The organism is Lancefieldella rimae ATCC 49626, from assembly GCF_000174015.1.
Lineage (GTDB): Bacteria > Actinomycetota > Coriobacteriia > Coriobacteriales > Atopobiaceae > Lancefieldella > Lancefieldella rimae.
The window spans coordinates 258,370-276,133 of sequence record NZ_ACFE01000002.1 but is presented as its reverse complement, the minus strand read 5'-3'; the positions used below and the strand labels follow the sequence as shown (position 1 = coordinate 276,133).

Here is a 17,764-nt window from a genome sequence, read left to right as displayed (position 1 = left end):
CGGCTCAAAAGCCTTTTTGCGAACTTGCTACAATAAAAATCCCCCACCTGCTTTCGCAGGCAGGGGATGAAATTTTGGTCGCGGGGGCTGGATTTGAACCAACGACCTTCGGGTTATGAGCCCGACGAGCTACCAGACTGCTCCACCCCGCACTATGAAGCGCGTGTTGCGCGAGAAAGAACTATACCGCGCAACACGCACAAAGTCAACCACAACGAGAAGAACTTCTCGCTTAATCGTTATGACGACGACGCTTCACTGCAAATGCCGTCGAAAGAGCTGCAAGGCCGCTCGTTGCAAGTGCCGCAATACCACCGATTGACGCCACATCGCCCATATACGGAACCGCGGACTTCTTGCCCTTGGAAGGCTTCTTTCCGGGCTTGCTCGGCTTGTTGGGCTTGGGCTGATCGGGGTTGGTCGGATTTTCAGGCGTCGTTGGATCCGCGGCTACCTTATAGGTTGTCTGGATGGTCTCATCGCCATCTGCAAGGATGGAGTCCTTACCGGCAGGATCCTGAACGCCCGACCACGTGAAGGCAAAGTCCTTCCGGTGGTTACCAAGATTCACGTGAGCTAGGAACGTACCCGAAACCGTACCGGAAACCGAGTAGTTGGTGTCGGTTGCGGCACTCTCGGGAACCTTATACGCCGGAAGTTCCAGCTCAAGCTTAGGCTGTGTCTCATCGATGATTGCCTTGCGGAGCTCGGCGTAGTTGGTGTACCCGCTCTTAAGCGTCATGGTCAGCGTTACCGTCTTGCCGCCGTCGGAAAGCACCGCACTCGTAACGTCAAAGGCGTTCGTGCCCGTCAGCTTGTAATCGGCAACGTTGTCGGTCAGATAGCCGGCCATTGCATCGGGAACGGTAAAGGTTGTGGTGAAGGTGCACTGAGGTCCAAGGTCGTGAATGCTGATCTGGTCGTAGCGACTTGGATCAATGTTGTACTTCTGCTCAATGGCCTTCATCTGGTCCTGAATCGGCGTTGCGTCAAGCTGGGCGGTAAACTTCAGAGTGTCACCCTTCTTGGCCTCATACACATGATCAGAGGTGGTGTCGCCGTTGATGAGCATATCGGTCTTAACGTCCTTATGCTCGGCCTTTCTGGCAACAATGGTCTGCTCGATGGCAGCCTGATCGGTGGAGAGAATGCTGCGACCCTCATCGCGCTGCTTACCGTTCCACGTGAAGTTAAAGAACTTCGTGGTGCCGGCAGGGTTCTGGGCAAAGGACGTAAAGGTACCCGACACCTTGCCTACGGCCGTAAGCTCATCGCCGTTGGAAACCTTGTCGGGGTCAAGCTTGAACCCGTCAACGATTGCCTTGACGTCGCCATTGGCATCGCCCATGGAGTCAACGGCTGCCTTGAGCTCGGCGTAATTGTGAATGTCGCCACCCTTGAGCGCAAAGGTCACGGTTACTTTCTGTCCCTCGACCTTGGTCTCTTTGACCTCGAACTTGTCGCCAAGGCCCTCAACGCTTGCGGAAGCGTTCTCGGGAACCGTCACACCATCGGGAAGCGTCAGCTCTGCCTTGAAGGTGCACTGTGTGCCGGAAAGCTTGATGTTTTCGGGATGTGCCGCATCGTTTGGATACAGGTTCTCAATCTCCTGCATCTTCTCCTGGACGGACTTCATGTTGATAAGGCCGGTCAGCGAGAAGGTCTTGTAACCATCGGCGTCCACCATAAAGGGATTGGGCGAATCCGCCTGGCTTGGACCGTAGAGATCGGAAGGAAGATCAAGCGTTGCTTCAACCTTCTGAACCGTTGGGTCCTCGGTCCACTTGAGGTAGAACGTCATGTCTTTCTGGATTGCCGGATCAGCGCCAGGCGTAGTCCAGAACCAGCTCGTATGATCCTTGAAGTTGTATCCGCCGGTGTTGAAGAGCGGCGTGTCATACCACATCAGACGATCACCGGGGATAAAGCCCATGCGCGTTGCGATACCGTCGGGAGAGAGCTGCTCACGGATAGTCTTGTCGAGAAGTGCGGAGAGCTTCTGGTCATACAGAGCCTTCTGCTTGACGGTGGCAACTTCGCCACCCAGCTCATCAGTGGAGATATCAAAGAGCTCGGGGTGCTGCTTAAAGACGCTTGCATCCGCAAACGTACCGCCGTTTGCCGAGAAGCGCACCGTGTACTCGTCCTGCGTGTAGTTTGCCTTGGCATGGAGAACCTTCTCCTGGCTACCAAAGGTTACGGAATCGTTTGCCTGGAAAAGCTTGCCGGCAACGTCGTAGACAGAGCCGTCTTCATGCGTCACGGTCCAGCCGGTAAAGGTCTTGCCAGGAACTTTGAACTCAGGCTTGTTGGTCACCACGTCGTCGTAGCTCTGGAGCGCTCCGCTCGCCTCGGTGGCCTTGATGTTTTGAGTGTAGGTTACGCCGTTGCCGTTATCGTAGACGATGGTGTGGGCGTCCCACTTGGCATAAACCGTCGTATCCGCATCAATGGCCGCATCAGCCGAGAAGGGCTTCTCGACATTGTTGGAATCCTTATAGAACCAACCAAGGAACGTTATACCATTGGGGTCAGTGGGAGCCGCAAAAGTGCCGGACGTAACGTCATCATAGCCGGACTTCTCCGGCGTTGCGTCGTCAATCTTGTTGCCGCGCATGACAACGGTGTTCTTGTCGGCACGCGTACCGTCGGCAAAGGTGGCGTTATTGTTGTTGAGCGTTACGGAAACCTTGGCAAACGGCATCCAAACGTGCTTTTTGCCGTCCGCAGAAGCGTTCTTTACCTTGTAGGTGTAGTCGCCGCCCGTCAGGGGCTTTGCGGTGAGCTCGGTCTTTGACGTGTCGGTAAGGGTAAAGAGCATGAGCTTCTCGTTGCCGTGGTCGGCATCGGTCGTAGGAATGGCTTTACCGCTTTGATACGTGTCGTCGTACTTGACGCGGTGCGTACCGCCCATGACCACATATCCGCCGGTGGACTGTCCAAGGCCGTTGTCCTGCTCCTCGCCGGCAAGCGTGTCAAAGAGTGAATCGCCCTTGAAAATGAGGTGCGCACCCGCTTGTGCGCCCGCCTGAGCGCCGGAGTTGTCCTGACCGTGGAAGGTTCCGCCGTCCTCAAAGATGGCGGTTCCCGCATTGACATTAAGACCGCCGTTTGTATCGGACGATGCATCAACGACAGAGCCGTTGTTCACGCGGAAGGTTACACCCGACTGACCGATCGTAATGCCCTTTGAGCGCCAATGGCCATTGGCATTCTTGACGGTAAGCTTGGAGTTATTGGTAATGAGTATCTCTCCGGGAGTAGCATCGGAAGGAATGGCCAAGCCGGTCTGCCACTTTACACCGTTTGCATCGATGGTAAACGTGGAGTTATCCATGGAGAAGGGCGACTTGAAGTAGAACGGAAGGCGAATTGCACTGAGATCGGAGTTCACAAGCTTGAAGCCGTTCCATTCGTAAAGCTGCCACTTGCTGCCGGTATAGCGCTGGTCAATCTTGGCATTCTCAATAATGTTGCCCTGGGAATTGTTCATGAACATGCCGTTTGTGATGTCCATGGAAAGGGCACCGCGAGAGGAACCTTTGAGCGCACCGTTGCTGCCGGCGGGCATATGGAAGGCAAAGCCGTTGTTGCCATACTTGAAAACAAAATGACCGTCATTGATCTCCGCGGAATCATACAGACGGAAGGTGTAGCCATCGTTGGGAGCGTCGAAGGTAACGGTTGCGCCGGACGCATTCACCTTTGACGTGCCCTTAAGATCAAAGCCGGCACCGTTGACGGCCTTGATGTTGGTATCACCCGAGAAGTTCAGCGTAACGTTGGTAAGCGTCTGACGGGAAGACAGCGTAAAGTCACCCTGAACGTGAATGGCAGTCACCGAAGGACTTGCGTTTGCGGCGGTAACGGCCTTCTCGATGGTCTTGAATGCCTGCGCCGCAGAGGAACCGTCGTTGGTATCCGCGCCGGTTGCGGAATTAACGTAAAGCTCGGTTGCCGCAAGCGGAGAACGAACGGCAAGCATCGTAAGAGCCGGAGCCGCAGGATCTGCAGGTGTCGTAGATGTGGCCGTCGGTGTTTCGGAAGCCGTAGGAGCCTCTTGGGTGCCCGTAGACTCCGTGCCCGCACTTGGAGAAGTCTCCGTTGCGGATCCTCCCTCCGTCGATGCCGATGCGGAAGGTGCGGAAGCACCCTCCGTCGTCGAACTTGCGGCGGGTGCCGTTGCGGCAGATGTTTCTGCTACGCCGGTCTGCTCGCCAAGCGCTACTGCCGGAAACGATGTGGTAGCCAGCGAGAGTGAAAGCAAACCCGAAAGAACCAGACGTGATGTCTTGTGATCTTCCTTCATATATTGACTCCTCTTCTGTATAGATACGTTATTCTCTATAGCGCTAATAATTCATGGTTTAGTATAGCGAAAAACCACAGCGTAAACCCGTCATTTAGATTTTGAGGAAAAAATCGATGCCCAAAAATCGGTAACCGGCTCAAAGAAACCGATTACCGATATCTCATGAAATTTTAGAAGCGATATTACTGCAGGCTCTCAAGCATCTTCTTCATCTCTGCCTGTACGGCCTGCGTGGTATTGGAGCCGATCACGCGCGAAGCAATTTGCTTGAGCGCATAACGTGCATTTTCCATAACAACCGCAGTTCCCGCATAGCGAAGCATAGCGTAGTCGTTCATGGAGTCACCGAAGGCGAGAATTTCGTCTCGCTTAAAACCATAGTATTGCCGGATCTGCTCAAGACCCGTTGCCTTGTTGACCCCGCGTGGTACCACGTCAATCCACGTATCGCCCGATGGCATAAACGAGAAACGCTCTCCAAGCTCGCGCTCGAGAATCATGGCCATGTCCATCGATTTAACACGAGTATCACAGCAAACCGCAGCCTTAATGATACTGACATCCGGAGAGGGGGGATCAAACACACGCTCCGCATTTGGAAGATCTTTGTCAAGCTCGCGAACGAATGCGGAATAGTCATCTAGAAGATAGGTGTGATCGCGGTCATATACCACAAGATGCACGCAATCAAATTCCTGGGAGAATTCAAAGAGCTTCTTGATGGCGGCCGTGGAAAACACCTCACGATCGAGCACGACATCATCGGCGTACACCTGCGTGCCAAGCGATGCAACGTAATCTATCTCATGGGCAACCGGCTCAAACATCCAGCGCAAAGTATCGTAGCGGCGACCGGACGAAGCCACAAAGTGGATGCCCTTCTCGCGAAGTGCATGAATGAGTTCAAACGTCTCGGGCGGGACATTTCCATACTCGTCAAGAAGCGTACCGTCCATGTCTGATGCAATGAGCCTAATCATTTTTACTCCCCCATCAAAAATCGAGGCATCTCCCCTGCCTTGGTGGCACGAGTAATCTCCTCAAGCGCGCACGCAACGCCGTCATCTTCTGAAGCTCCTACCACGTAATTTGCGGTACGGAGCACCTCCGGCGTTGCATTGGCAACCGCAACCGAGTACGGAACTTTTTTGAGGATCTCAAGATCATTCTCGGCGTCACCAAAAATAACAACTTCATCGTAGCTGAAGCCGGTTGCCTTGAGAAGAACTTCTAGGCCGGACGCCTTGGAAACGCCTTTCGGTAAAACGTCGAACCAATTTGGTACCGGGCTCACCAGATCAATGGCAGGGCACGCCTGAGCAATAATCCGACGTGTTCGTTCCATCTCTTTTGGACCACCCATGCACGCAATGGTTGCGGCTACAAAATCAATGTCGGGAACCTCAGGCACAATGGCGCCGTTAAACGTGAAGCGCTTCTCGCAAAAAGCCAGGTCATCCGGATTGATGTCTCCGATGGCATACGCGGGGTTCAAAAGATTGGTCTCAAGGGGATAACACACCAAGAACTTATCAGCCTCATCGAGCAGTGCCCGGTGCACTCCGCATAACACGTCGTGCGGAATGATTGTCTGCGAAACGTAGGTTCCCCGCACGCGAATGCGCTTGCCGGTTGAAATGATGCCCGTCTGAAAGCAAGTCTCGTCCATGGCAAAAAAGCGCATGAGCTCAACGTAGTCGCGTCCTGTGTCGGGGCCAAAAAGTACTCCGGTATCGAGAAGATCATGAATCGCTGCTCTTGTACGCGCAGACGGATGCCTGTTGCCAAATGGAATGAGCGTATTATCCATATCAGAAAGAACAAGCTTAATCACTGGTAACCCCTTTGGCATAAACACACAAACGGCATGAGCACCTAAAGTGTAGACCCATGCGCCAAAACATCAAAACGATCGATGCGTAGAAGCACCTGATCTAAACCAATGATTCCCGACAGAGTGGTTACCGGTTCGTTGTCAATCCAGATTGACAGATTCCTGAACCCGGCACCCTTACGGGCTCCCGACCATTCCATATGCTCGATGTTTGAATACTGCACGGTAATATCCGGACCAACAAACGGAGTGACAATCATTTCTTCGTCAAAAAGTTGGACTTTATAGCGGGACAACAAAAACCACGCCACAAACATAACCATCGTAAAACTTGCAAAAAACGCCATAACCACAAACGGATCCGCTGAAAAAACTCCCCAGGTACAAAAAGCCCCGAGCGAAATGCCCATGATGGCCATAAGCGCCATGTCAATAACAAGTGACCTTGTAAGAGATGCAGGGACGACATAGGTATCGTGATGGCTATGTCGCCTCTCCGAAAGGCCCGCGTTGCTCACCCGTTCCATAAGTGCGGCCACAATTGGTGCTGCAATGATGACAAGCGCAAGAATTATGGTTTGCACGGCAACGCTTCCTTTCTCTTCTCAGGGGTAGTTACCTTTTGTTAATCAGTCTACCCGTTTGTTGAAAAAAAGAACAAACACTTACTGAAATTATGCTACACCCTCGCTCCTCCATGTTTGAACAGGAAGAACGAGGGCGTGAACGGTACATAATACGCTGTGAATGACATCTTCATAACGCTCACGGCTAAATTACTACCGTTCGTAGAAAGATGCCCTTAAAGCAAGGTTGTCTTGACTAACCCTGGCAGTCGGCACGGTCAGCAAATTTAGCCACCAGCGCCACCAGCAGATCGACGGTAACCTCCATACTCGGAACCGGAATAAACTCGCGGATGGAATGTGCATTATAGCCGCCCGTCGCAATATTGGGACAGGGCAGTCCGCGGAACGTCAGCTGCGCTCCGTCGGTTCCTCCGCGTGCGGGTACGGGATTCGGCTCAATGCCTACCTCGCGATTTGCCGCAAGTGCATAGTCGATAAGGAACTCGTATCCCTTGAACTTCTCCGCCATGTTGCGATACTGCTGATGAATCTCAATACGCACGGTATTCTCGCCATATCGTGTATTGAGGAAGGCGGCGATATCACGTAGGGTCTGCTCGCGGCGATCAAAAATATCCGAGTCAAAATCGCGGATGATGTAGGAGAGCTTGACCTCAGAGGCAGATCCCTCGACGTTGATGGGGTGGTAGAAGCCCTCGCGACCCTCGGTGTGTTCGGGGCGCTCAAAGGCGGGCACCATCTGCTGGAACTCGGATGCCACGGTAATGGCGTTGACCATAACGTCCTTGGCACTACCCGGATGCACCATCACACCCGTAAACGTGATGTCTGCCTGCGATGCCGTAAAGCACTCATAATTGAACTCGCCGAGTGCCTCGCCGTCTACCGTATAGCCGTATGCCGCACCAAGCTTTTCAAGGTCGAGCAGAGCTGCGCCGTGGCCAATCTCCTCGTCCGGAACAAAGGCAATTTTGAGCGTTGGGTGCTTGAGCTCAGGATTGTCGGACAGACGCTTGAGTAACGCGCAGATTTCAGCCACGCCCGCTTTATCGTCGGCTGAAAGCAACGTGCTTCCGTCAGAGCAAACGATGTCCATGCCAACGAACTTCTCCAGGTCAGGAACCTGCTCCGGGGTGGTTTCGATCTTCTCGCCCGCAACAACCCCTGCTACCAAATTACCACCCTCGTAGTGGACGATATGGGGCTTGATGCCCGCAGCGGGTGCGTCAATCACGGAATCAAGGTGCGAGCAGAGCATCAGTGCAGGCGCACTTTGAGCGTCCGGCGACGCGGGAAACGTTCCCGTTACATATGCGTGCTCGTCAACGGTAACATCCGTACAACCGAGCGACGTAAGCTCTTCTCCCAGGTAACGGGCCATCCCATGCTGGCGAGGCGTTGAGGGAGTAACGTCGTCATGCTCGGGATCGGACTGTGAGTCAATCTGCACGTAGCGCATAAAGCGCTCTACGACATCGGGCAGTGGTTTGGATTCGTATTCAGGCATATGGTCTCCATTCATCTCTGTTGCCACTTCACTATATACTAAAGACATACCAAACCGGCACGTCTTACTGCCCTACGCAGCCGCATTGTTTGTGAGGATATATGGACATCACTACCGTAGCAAAACTAGCAGGAGTTTCTCGCGCTACCGTATCACGCTACCTCAACGACGGATATGTCTCTGACGAGAAGCGCCGTGCCATTGCACGCGTCATAAAAGAAACCGGCTACATCCCCTCCCGACAAGCAAAGATCCTCCGTACCGGAAAGACGAATCTCATTGGGGTCATCATTCCGAAAATTAACTCGGCATCGGTATCCCGTATGGTCGCCGGCCTCTCCTCGGTGTTCAACGAATCCCAGTATCAGATGCTTTTGGCAAATACCGATAATCGCGAAAACAAAGAGATTGATTACCTGCGTGTTTTTACCGAAAAAGATCGTGTTGACGGCATTATTTTGGTTGGAACCATTCTGACACCGGAGCACGAGCGCGCCTTGAAGAATCTCCGGATTCCGCTGATTGTCCTTGGACAGGCGTTCGACGGATTTTCCTGTGTGTATCACGATGACTACCACGCCGTACGTGAAATTACCTCCCATATACTCAACCGCGGAACCAAGCCTGCCTACATTGGAGTTACCGAACTCGATATCGCAGCAGGTCAAAGCAGGCACACGGGGTTCTTGGATGCGTGCGCCGAGAAGAACCTTGAAGTGCCCAAAAAAGCACAGATGGAATCGGATTTCTCCGTTGACGCAGCCTATCTCGCCTGCGAACGATTGCTTGATGTCTACCCCGAAGTGGACACCATCGTCTGCGCAAGCGATTCAATCGCCTTTGGCGCCATTACGTGCCTCAGAGAATTTGGACGAAGCGTTCCCGAAGACGTACAGGTCACCGGCGTTGGAGACTCCGATCTCTCCAAGGTCATTACTCCGTCGCTTACCACCATACATCACCACTACAAGACCTCCGGCATGGAAGCCGCCAAGATGCTCATTGGTGCCATGGACAAAGAAGACACGATTGTCCGCGATATCCGAATGGGATATGAACTTCTTTTGCGAAATTCGACTCGTTAAAGTGCGCCCACATATAGCCCTCTTTGCAGGCATCTGTTTCGGTGGGCTATCAAAGCTTTTATCATATTGATTTCCGATATGAGAACGATTTCATAAATATAAGAAAGTACTATGAAAAACGCTTAGTATTTGTTATATTTTAACTATGGGAACGATTCCATATATTGTTCAACCAAGGAGGCTCGCATGGCACTTGATCACGCAGAGGCGGCACGGCAAATCTTGGAGGCGGTCGGCGGAGCAGACAACATCGTTTCTGCCGCTCACTGTGCAACCCGTCTTCGCCTTGTTGTCGCAGACGATTCAAAGGTAAACAAGGAAGCCGTCGATAACGCTGTCGGAGCTAAAGGCAGCTTTCAAGCGGCAGGTCAGCTCCAGGTTATTTATGGAACCGGCACCGTCAATAAGGTCTTTGATGAGTTTGTAGCACAGGGACACATTTCCGCTTCATCAAAAGACACCGCCAAAGAAGCGGCCATGGCAAAGGCAAATCCATTCCAACGTGCCGTTAAGTCCTTGGGTGACGTCTTTGTTCCCATCATCCCCGCTATCGTTGCATCCGGACTTCTCATGGGTCTCACCGAAGGCATCAACAATGCCATGGGTGGCGCCCTTGAAACAAACAGCTGGTACATTCTTATCCATACGTTCTCAAACGCATCCTTCGTATTTCTCCAGATTCTCATCGGCTTCTCTGCCGCCCGCGTCTTTGGAGGTAACGAGTTCCTCGGCGGCGTTATAGGCATGATCATGAACCACACGGCTCTTATGAATGCCTGGAGCATCCCCGGAGCCGTGCAACAGCTTGGCGATACCGCGTACCAAATCGTTGGATCGCAGTCGGCGGCACAATGGCTCTCCTCGGCAACCGGCACCGCCGTAGATGCGGCCCATGCCACCGCAAGCGCCATCATGGCAGCAGGCGGCATTCCGCAGGTGCAGCTCTTCGGCTTCTATAACGTTACTCTGCAAGGGTACCAGGGACACGTTATCCCCGTGGTCATTGCAGTCTTCATCATGTGTATGCTGGAGAAATGGCTCCACAAGCATGTACCCGATATGCTCGATCTCTTTGTAACCCCTCTTGTTACCGTACTGGTAACCGGCGTCCTCACTCTCACGGTTATCGGCCCACTCTTCTCTTGGATTGAAAACGGTGTCATGATCGGCTTCCAGTTCCTGCTGGCCATACCCTTTGGCCTCGGCGGAGCATTGGTCGGTGCCATCTATCCCGCAACCGTTGTTCTTGGCGTACATCACATGTTCAATGCTCTTGAGGCAACTCTCATTGCCAATACCGGAATCGACAACTTCAATCCCATTATCTCCTGCTGCAACGTGGCGCAGGGTGCCGCCTGCCTCGCGGTCTTTGTAAAGACCCGCAGCATGAAGAAAAAGGAGCTTGCGCTTCCTTCCGGCATCTCCGGCTTCCTCGGCATCACTGAGCCGGCCATCTACGGTGTCAACCTCCCCAGCATGAAGCCGTTTATCGCCGCCATGATTGGCGGAGCCGTTGGTGGCGCACTTGTCTCCATTCTCGGCGTTGTTTCCATCGCGTACGGCATCACGGGCATCTTTGGCTTCCTCATCACTACGGGACACTCTGTGGCATACGCCATCTGCATTCTTGTGGCCGCGGCCATAGCGTTTGCAATTACCTGGACCCTTTACAAGGACGCAGAAGATATCACTCAGACCAAAGAAGAGCAAAAACCCAACATCGAGAAGGTCGTTGCCGCAACAGCCGCAACGGCAAAGCAAACCGCTGCCGTTGCCACTTCGGTCGCCGAAAGCAACCAGGGCGTCGTTCCGTCTGCAGGTGCCGACACGATTGCCGCGCCCATGTCCGGCAAGGCCATCGCCATGACAGAAGTTTCCGACCCCGTCTTTGCCTCCGAAGCCATGGGTAAAGGAGCCGCCATTGAACCTACCGAAGGCAAGGTCTTCTCGCCCGTTGACGGCTCGATCACCATGGTCGCCGAAACCGGACACGCCATCGGCTTGCTCTCCGACAGTGGTACGGAAGTGCTCATTCACATCGGCATTGACACCGTTACGCTTAAGGGCGCTCCGTTTACCGTCAAATGCGCAGCCGGCGATAAGGTCAAGAAGGGTGCGCTGCTTATGGACGTGGACCTTGGCACCATCAAGGCAGCCAATCTGCCAACCACAACCATGGTCGTCATCACCAACACCGACGATTATGCCTCCGTGGAAGGTCAAACGGGATCCGACGTCAAGGCAGGAGATACGCTCATCAGCGTTTCATAACTCACTGACCGGTCGTTTCATAACTGAAGGGCAAAGGGATCATTTATGTTTTCTGTCACAGCTTTGGGCGAGTTGCTTATTGACTTCACCGACGCGGGTATCTCTCCGGCCGGCCAGAAGCTCTTTGAACGCAATCCCGGAGGTGCACCTGCAAACGTACTGGTGGCGCTTGAGCGTCTTGGCAAGAGCACGGCGTTTATCGGCAAAGTAGGAGCCGACATGCACGGAGATTTTCTTCGCGCCACTCTTGTAACCACCGACGTCAACTGTGACGGCCTTATTACCGACCCCAACTACTTCACCACTCTCGCATTTGTGGCGCTGTCCGAAGAGGGTGAGCGAACGTTTTCCTTTGCACGTAAACCGGGCGCGGACACGCGTCTAGCTCCGGAAGAAATTCGCACGGACATTATCGAGAAGAGCCGCGTGTTTCACGTAGGGTCGCTCTCCCTCACCGATGAACCCGCGCGCAGCGCCACCATTGCCGCCCTGAAAGCGGCAAAAAACGCCGGTTGTATCCTTTCGTACGATCCAAATTACCGCGCAAGCCTCTGGGACAATCCGGAGGTGGCAAGCGTACAGATGCAATCCATTGTCGAATACATGGACCTCGTTAAGATTAACGAGGAAGAAACCACTTTGCTCACCGGGCATGATGACCCTGCTCAAGCTGCTGAGGCACTTCTCGCCAAGGGGGTGAAGGTGGCCTGCGTAACGCTCGGTGGAGAAGGAGTACTCGTGGCCACCAAAGAGGGTGTTGCGATGGTTCCCGCTTTCACCGTTGAGGCGGTTGACACCACCGGGGCAGGCGATTCATTTTGGGGCGGTTTCTTGTGTGCGCTCTTGGACAGTGGAGCTGATGTCGCAGACATTTCGCTTGAAGATGTTAAGACGTGTGCGCGGTTTGGAAACGCCGTGGCATCGTTGTGTGTCAGAAGGCGCGGAGGCATTCCTGCAATGCCTACTCTTGATGAAGTCGAAAGCGTTCTTTCCTAACATGTTCTGCCAGAAAGCTGTTTAAAGCGTTCTTTCCTAAAACCTTTTTCTTGTAGAGAAAAGAGAGATGTCGGTATGGCAATGCTCATTAACCTTGACGCAAAGCATAATTGGCGCTTGAAATATCACCTGCAAGCACCAAACGGCAATATAACCGATCCAAACGGACTCTGCTATTTTAAGGGTCTCTACCACGTCTTTCATCAGTATGTCCCCCGCTGGCCCAAACGCGGTCACGGCTGGGGACACTGGACAAGTCCCGATCTCATTACCTGGACATTCCGCGGTGGCGCCATTATGCCTGATTGCGAGCTTGATGCGAACGGATCATACTCCGGCAGCGCGCTTATCAAAGGCGGCAAAATGTGGTGCTACTACACGGGCAACTTCCTTGAGGAAGGCGACCACGACTACGATTATTCCGGCCGTCGTGCCAACGAAACCCTCACCGTCACCGAAGACGGTCTGAACTTTGGCCCAAAGGAGCTGGTGCTTGGCAATGCCGGCTATCCCGCCTACTGTTCAAACCACGTCCGCGATCCCAAAGTCTGGGAACAAGACGGTGCGCTCCACATGCTCTTGGGTGCCCGCACCATGGATGACCACGGCTGCGTGTTGCTGTACCGCTCCGACGATGGTCATGCGTGGACGATGGAAGGCAGCTGCACGTCTCTCTCCAAAGAGGCCTTTGGCTATATGTGGGAGTGCCCGAATTTAGTTCAGCTTGACGGACGCGAATTCCTTTTTGTCTGCCCGCAAGGCAAATCAAAAGAGGATCTGCGTTTCCAAAACATCCACAACTCAGGATACTTTGCCCTCGAAGGAAAGCTCATTGACCTTATGGCGGGCGACAAGAGCCTCATGGATGCAAAGTCCCCGTATCGCTGCATTGATGAGCGTACCTTCATTGAACTTGACTATGGCTTTGATTTCTACGCGCCGCAAGTCTTTACGGATGAAAAAGGACGCTCATTGCTGATCGGCTGGGTTGGCGTACCTGACATTGAATTTCAGTATGACGTTCCCACACGTGAATGGGCTCACACCGTCACTATGCCGCGTGTACTTTCGCTCAACGAGGCCGGTCGCGTATGCCAATGGCCCGTGGAAGAGATGGATGCACTCCATGGCAAAGCCGTCTCCTTTACCGCGGAAGCCGCGCATGGAGCCTCCGGCTTTGTGGGCTCTTCCAGCTACGACATGTTTACGATGGACGGTGCCTGCGGCGCTTCATTTGCCGGCGGAACCTGCGACGTTCGTATCGAAAACATTCAAGGCGAAGGTCGCCTCCTGCTGAACGCGGATCTTGAGTTCGTCGTACATGGAGATACGGCTGAGCTCGTGTTTTTAGGACCTGCAGGTCGTTTCCGCACGCTGCGACGCCTTCCGCTCTCAGCGCTTTCGGCGGGAAAGATCGAAGACATCCGTCTCATGGTTGACACGTCCGTCGTCGAGCTGTTTGTTAATGGCGGAGAAGTCACTCTCACCACCCGCTGGTTCCCCATGGATATTGACACCCTCCATGTAACGTCGACCTTCTCGGCACACCACGGCGGATATGAAATGGGCGGCTATCAGTTCAAAAATTGTTGATTTTTAGATTTGTAAGCGAGAAGTGCCACGATACACAGGGTGTGTCGTGGCACTTTTGTGCAAAAATTATATGCGCATTACATGCGGTGCAATATTCGCTAATATGCTGTGTTCGGCATACCGTCACCATCAAAGGAGCATGATGTCCACATCGTTTTGGAACCCGCGCCTGCATCTTCAACCTCGCAACGGTTGGCTCAATGACCCCAACGGTCTTTGCGAGTTCAATGGCTTCTACCATGCCTTCTACCAATACGCTCCCGAATGGCCCAAAGACGAACTCAAACACTGGGGACACTGCACCAGTAAGGATCTCTTACACTGGAGCGATCAAGGCATTGCGCTCTCCCCTGATATTAATGAGGACCAAAACGGTGTGTTCTCCGGCTCGGCATGGATTGACCACGGCGCATCTTCTGACGGCGAAGATCTCATGCGGGTCTTCTATACGGGTAATGTCGTCGACACCACGATAGACGAGCGAATCGACGAAGGCAGAGAAGCCAACGAAATTATGGTCACCAGCGAAGACGGCGTACATTTCTCCGAAAAAAAGGTCCTCTTGCGCAATAGCGACTATCCCCAAACCTGCACCTTACACGTCAGAGATCCCAAGGTCTGGGAACAGGACGGTGCCCTTCACATGTTGCTGGGCGCCCGTGAGCGCGGAGTAAATGACACGCCAAACATTGATGAGCGCGGCGACTTTGGTTGTGTTTTGGTGTACGACTCTAACGACTCCGGAGAAAGCTGGAAACTGCGCACCACCATCCGACCCGTGGACGCAAAAGGAAACCCACACCCCTTTGGATACATGTGGGAATGTCCCAATCTTTGCCGTTTGGGCGGCTATGAATTTCTCGCGGTGTGTCCCCAGGGTCTTCCTTCAAAAACATTCCGCTGGCATAACATGTGGCAGGCGGGATACTTCCCTCTTCCACAAGGCGAGAAGATCATCGATGCCACAGCTGTCAACGTTGACAGCTTTACCGAATGGGACTGCGGCTTTGATTTTTATGCGCCTCAGATCTTTGAGGATGGACGCGGCCGCACCATCTCCATTGGCTGGATGGGCACATTTGATGCGAGCTACACAAGCGCTCCTGAAGGTATGGATCGCTGCCATGTTATGACACTCCCTCGTGAGATTTATGCGGACAAGAAGGGCACGCTGCACCAGGTTCCCGTCCGAGAACTGAAAGAACGCCGGAAAGCAGCCCTGCCTCTCCAAAACGACACCACTCTTGAATTAAACGAACTTCTCGCTGACATTGAGCTTACGGATATCCGTACAACCGCAGGTCGCCTTATGCTCAATGAAGTACTTGCCGTCTCTTTTGAACACGGAACGTTTGGCATTCATTTTGCCGATACCGCCGCAGGAAAAGAGGCAGCAGCCGGCAGAAGCGAACGATTTATCCGCCTTGAAACCCTGCGCAATATTCGTATTGTTGTTGATGCAAGCTGCGTTGAAGTCTACGCCAATGACGGCATGGAAGTCTTTTCTACCCGTTGGTTCCCCGTAGAGAACAAGCTACGAATTCGTTCAAACTTTGATGTATCGAGCGCTTCCGTCTACCCGCTTGAACCCTAGTTTTGCTCAACGGACTGCTCGTCTGTCTCCGCAGATTCCGCAACTTCCGCAGACGGATTCTCTGCAACTTCCGCGGATACATCCTCCACGTCCACGGGTGTTTCCTCTGCGCCCACGGACTTCTCTCCATCGGCAGAACCGTCCTTCGGGAACGTAATGGTAAACACCGATCCTTGCGGCTCATTCGCATCTATCGCAATGAAAGCGCCATGCCGTTTCAAAATGGCTTTCACAAGAGAAAGACCGATACCTGCGCCACCAAACTCCCGTGAGCGGGACTTATTTACCCGATAGAACGGCTCAAATATAAGCTCTCGTGCCTCGGGAGCAATGCCTACCCCCGTATCCGCAATTTTTACCATGCCTGCCATATCCTGGTTTTTCAGGTCAATGGTTATCGATCCTTCTTTTTCGTTATAGCGAATGGCATTTTCCACCAGGTTGTAAAGGGCACGATATAAAAGACTGCCGTTTCCTCGCACGGTGAGCGGCTCTATATCAGTATGGATTTTAACCTCATGCTCATGGGCGACCGGCTCAAGATCCTTCACTACCGTTTTGATTACCGAATCAAGCGAAACGTCTTCGACTTCCGGCAGCTCTCCCGTCTCGGTAAGCTCCAAAAGATTGGAAATAAGAGAAGAAAGCCGATCCACATACGTTTCCATCGTTTGCACAAGCTCGTCATATTCTTTCTGCTCACGCTCTTTCTTCTTGAATACGTCAAGCCTCGTGCGAAGCACCGCAAGCGGCGTTCTCAGCTCATGAGCCGCGCTCACCGAAAAACGACTCTGCATTGCAAATGCTTCACTCAACTGGCCGGTCATTTGATTAAACGACTTAACCAGCTCTTGGATCTCTTCGCCACCGCTCTCGACCTCAATGGGGCGAGAAAGGCTGTCCGGAGCAAGCTCACGCATATGAGAGGAAAGTTGCTTGATCGGCTTAGTGTAATGACCCGCCAAAAGGTAAGCGGCGCAGCTCCCCGCAATGATTACGAAAACCAAAATGACCAAAGCATCAGACAAGATTGAGCGCTCAATGCCGGCCACGTCCAAGACAATGGAGAGTCCTCCTTGCCTCAGTGAGTTTGCCGCCGCAACTTCAAGCAACTGCGCTGTCGAACGATATACAAGCCACGTTAAAATAACACAGCAACAGCCGAGAAGGGCCACCATCAGAAGCGTCAGTTGTCCCCGAACCGACCGCAGTGGTTTCATAACCTTCTCACTCATCTTTATCATCACTGTCCTCCTTGAGGTAATAGCCCTCTCCTACCTTGTTAGAAATTGGGTCATACCCAAGTACTTCTCGCAATTTTTTTCTTACAGAAAAAATATGAACTCGCACAGAATTGCTGAAGGGGTCTACGTTGCTGTCCCATGCGTGTGACAGCAACTCTTCACTGCTTACCACGGTGCCTGCGCGTCGCATGAGATATTCAAGTATTGCCGTTTCTTTTTTGGTCAGATTGACCTCGGAATCCTTGGCAAAAACTTGTCGAGATGCCGTGTCCAGTCGGAGTTCTCCCGATACGAGAGACGTCTCTCCGTGCGTGTATTCGCGCCGCAAAAGATTGCGAATACGTGCTTCAAGCTCACCAAACGCAAACGGCTTTACAAGATAGTCATCGGCTCCCGCATCCAAACCAACAATACGGTCAGCCACCGACGAGCGGGCGGAAAGGATAAGCACCTTCGTTTCCGAATGCTCCCGGCGAAGTGTGCGCAGAAGATCCAAGCCATCAACGCCCGGAAGATTGAGATCGAGCAAAATAAGGTCGTACTGCTCAATCTGGGCCATTTCAAGCGCTTCCGTTCCGTTGTCGATAAGATCAACGTAATAGCCGTCGATCTCAAGTCCTTCTCCAATGGACGTAAGGAGTTCACGCTCGTCTTCTACCACAAGGATCTTCAAATCTTCCCTCCACGCACGCATTATTTGTGCCGCAGCTTTGCCGCAGCCATACCACGGACGGCTCA

At 53.1% G+C, this 17,764-nt stretch carries 12 protein-coding genes and 1 tRNA gene; 5 read left to right on the top strand and 8 right to left on the bottom strand.

Annotation, left to right across the window (positions count from 1 at the left end; all coding sequences use genetic code 11):
- Positions 1–75: 75 nt before the first annotated feature.
- From ATORI0001_RS03980 to pepT, 6 genes are all read right to left on the bottom strand, one after another.
- Positions 76–152 (bottom strand) — tRNA-Met (locus ATORI0001_RS03980).
- A gap of 80 nt (positions 153–232) precedes the next feature.
- Entirely contained in the window at positions 233–4,309 is a 4,077-nt protein-coding gene (locus ATORI0001_RS03975) for a hypothetical protein (protein ID WP_003149488.1), read from the bottom strand.
- 185 nt (positions 4,310–4,494) lie between these two features.
- Complete coding sequence (locus ATORI0001_RS03970) at positions 4,495–5,292, bottom strand: Cof-type HAD-IIB family hydrolase (RefSeq protein WP_003149620.1); 798 nt, start codon at positions 5,290–5,292, stop codon at positions 4,495–4,497.
- Positions 5,293–5,294: 2 nt separating this feature from the next.
- A complete protein-coding gene (locus ATORI0001_RS03965) occupies positions 5,295–6,146 on the bottom strand; it encodes an HAD family hydrolase (protein WP_003148988.1) in 852 nt (283 codons plus the stop codon).
- 41 nt (positions 6,147–6,187) lie between these two features.
- Entirely contained in the window at positions 6,188–6,730 is a 543-nt protein-coding gene (locus ATORI0001_RS03960) for a hypothetical protein (RefSeq protein WP_003148963.1), read from the bottom strand.
- Between the two features lie 238 nt (positions 6,731–6,968).
- Positions 6,969–8,243: a peptidase T gene (gene pepT, locus ATORI0001_RS03955; protein ID WP_003149382.1), complete on the bottom strand. Its 1,275-nt coding sequence runs from the start codon at positions 8,241–8,243 to the stop codon at positions 6,969–6,971.
- Between the two features lie 101 nt (positions 8,244–8,344).
- Between pepT and ATORI0001_RS03950 the strand changes: the two genes are divergently transcribed.
- The 5 genes from ATORI0001_RS03950 to ATORI0001_RS03930 all read left to right on the top strand — a co-directional run bounded on the left by ATORI0001_RS03950 (position 8,345) and on the right by ATORI0001_RS03930 (position 15,782).
- The gene (locus ATORI0001_RS03950; RefSeq protein WP_003149445.1) at positions 8,345–9,328 is read left to right on the top strand and encodes a LacI family DNA-binding transcriptional regulator; all 984 of its coding nucleotides are present in this window, start codon (positions 8,345–8,347) and stop codon (positions 9,326–9,328) included.
- 186 nt (positions 9,329–9,514) lie between these two features.
- A complete protein-coding gene (locus ATORI0001_RS03945) occupies positions 9,515–11,599 on the top strand; it encodes a PTS sucrose transporter subunit IIABC (RefSeq protein ID WP_003148941.1) in 2,085 nt (694 codons plus the stop codon).
- Positions 11,600–11,644: 45 nt separating this feature from the next.
- Positions 11,645–12,595, top strand: coding sequence for a PfkB family carbohydrate kinase (locus ATORI0001_RS03940; RefSeq protein ID WP_003148908.1), 951 nt, complete (start codon positions 11,645–11,647; stop codon positions 12,593–12,595).
- Between the two features lie 75 nt (positions 12,596–12,670).
- Positions 12,671–14,188 carry a glycoside hydrolase family 32 protein gene (locus ATORI0001_RS03935; RefSeq protein ID WP_003149564.1) on the top strand — a complete coding sequence of 506 codons (1,518 nt, stop codon included), beginning with the start codon at positions 12,671–12,673 and terminating at the stop codon, positions 14,186–14,188.
- A gap of 142 nt (positions 14,189–14,330) precedes the next feature.
- Positions 14,331–15,782, top strand: a complete 1,452-nt coding sequence (locus ATORI0001_RS03930) for a glycoside hydrolase family 32 protein (RefSeq protein ID WP_003149630.1) — start codon at positions 14,331–14,333, stop codon at positions 15,780–15,782.
- Here the strand turns inward: ATORI0001_RS03930 and ATORI0001_RS03925 are convergent.
- Both ATORI0001_RS03925 and ATORI0001_RS03920 read right to left on the bottom strand, forming a co-directional pair.
- Complete coding sequence (locus ATORI0001_RS03925; RefSeq protein WP_003149349.1) at positions 15,779–17,026, bottom strand: sensor histidine kinase; 1,248 nt, start codon at positions 17,024–17,026, stop codon at positions 15,779–15,781. The genes ATORI0001_RS03930 and ATORI0001_RS03925 overlap by 4 nt on opposite strands.
- Entirely contained in the window at positions 17,010–17,699 is a 690-nt protein-coding gene (locus ATORI0001_RS03920) for a response regulator transcription factor (protein ID WP_040324556.1), read from the bottom strand. The genes ATORI0001_RS03925 and ATORI0001_RS03920 overlap by 17 nt, the downstream gene beginning before the upstream one ends.
- Positions 17,700–17,764: the final 65 nt, after the last annotated feature.

Excerpts from the sequence above, each read along its gene's own strand:
- ATORI0001_RS03940 (WP_003148908.1), top strand. The coding sequence starts at position 11,645 with ATGTTTTCTGTCACAGCTTTGGGCGAGTTGCTTATTGACTTCACCGAC.
- pepT (WP_003149382.1), bottom strand. The coding sequence starts at position 8,243 with ATGCCTGAATACGAATCCAAACCACTGCCCGATGTCGTAGAGCGCTTT.
- ATORI0001_RS03950 (WP_003149445.1), top strand. The coding sequence starts at position 8,345 with ATGGACATCACTACCGTAGCAAAACTAGCAGGAGTTTCTCGCGCTACC.
- ATORI0001_RS03925 (WP_003149349.1), bottom strand. The coding sequence starts at position 17,026 with ATGATAAAGATGAGTGAGAAGGTTATGAAACCACTGCGGTCGGTTCGG.
- ATORI0001_RS03970 (WP_003149620.1), bottom strand. The coding sequence starts at position 5,292 with ATGATTAGGCTCATTGCATCAGACATGGACGGTACGCTTCTTGACGAG.
- ATORI0001_RS03930 (WP_003149630.1), top strand. The coding sequence starts at position 14,331 with ATGTCCACATCGTTTTGGAACCCGCGCCTGCATCTTCAACCTCGCAAC.
- ATORI0001_RS03945 (WP_003148941.1), top strand. The coding sequence starts at position 9,515 with ATGGCACTTGATCACGCAGAGGCGGCACGGCAAATCTTGGAGGCGGTC.
- ATORI0001_RS03935 (WP_003149564.1), top strand. The coding sequence starts at position 12,671 with ATGGCAATGCTCATTAACCTTGACGCAAAGCATAATTGGCGCTTGAAA.
- ATORI0001_RS03975 (WP_003149488.1), bottom strand. The coding sequence starts at position 4,309 with ATGAAGGAAGATCACAAGACATCACGTCTGGTTCTTTCGGGTTTGCTT.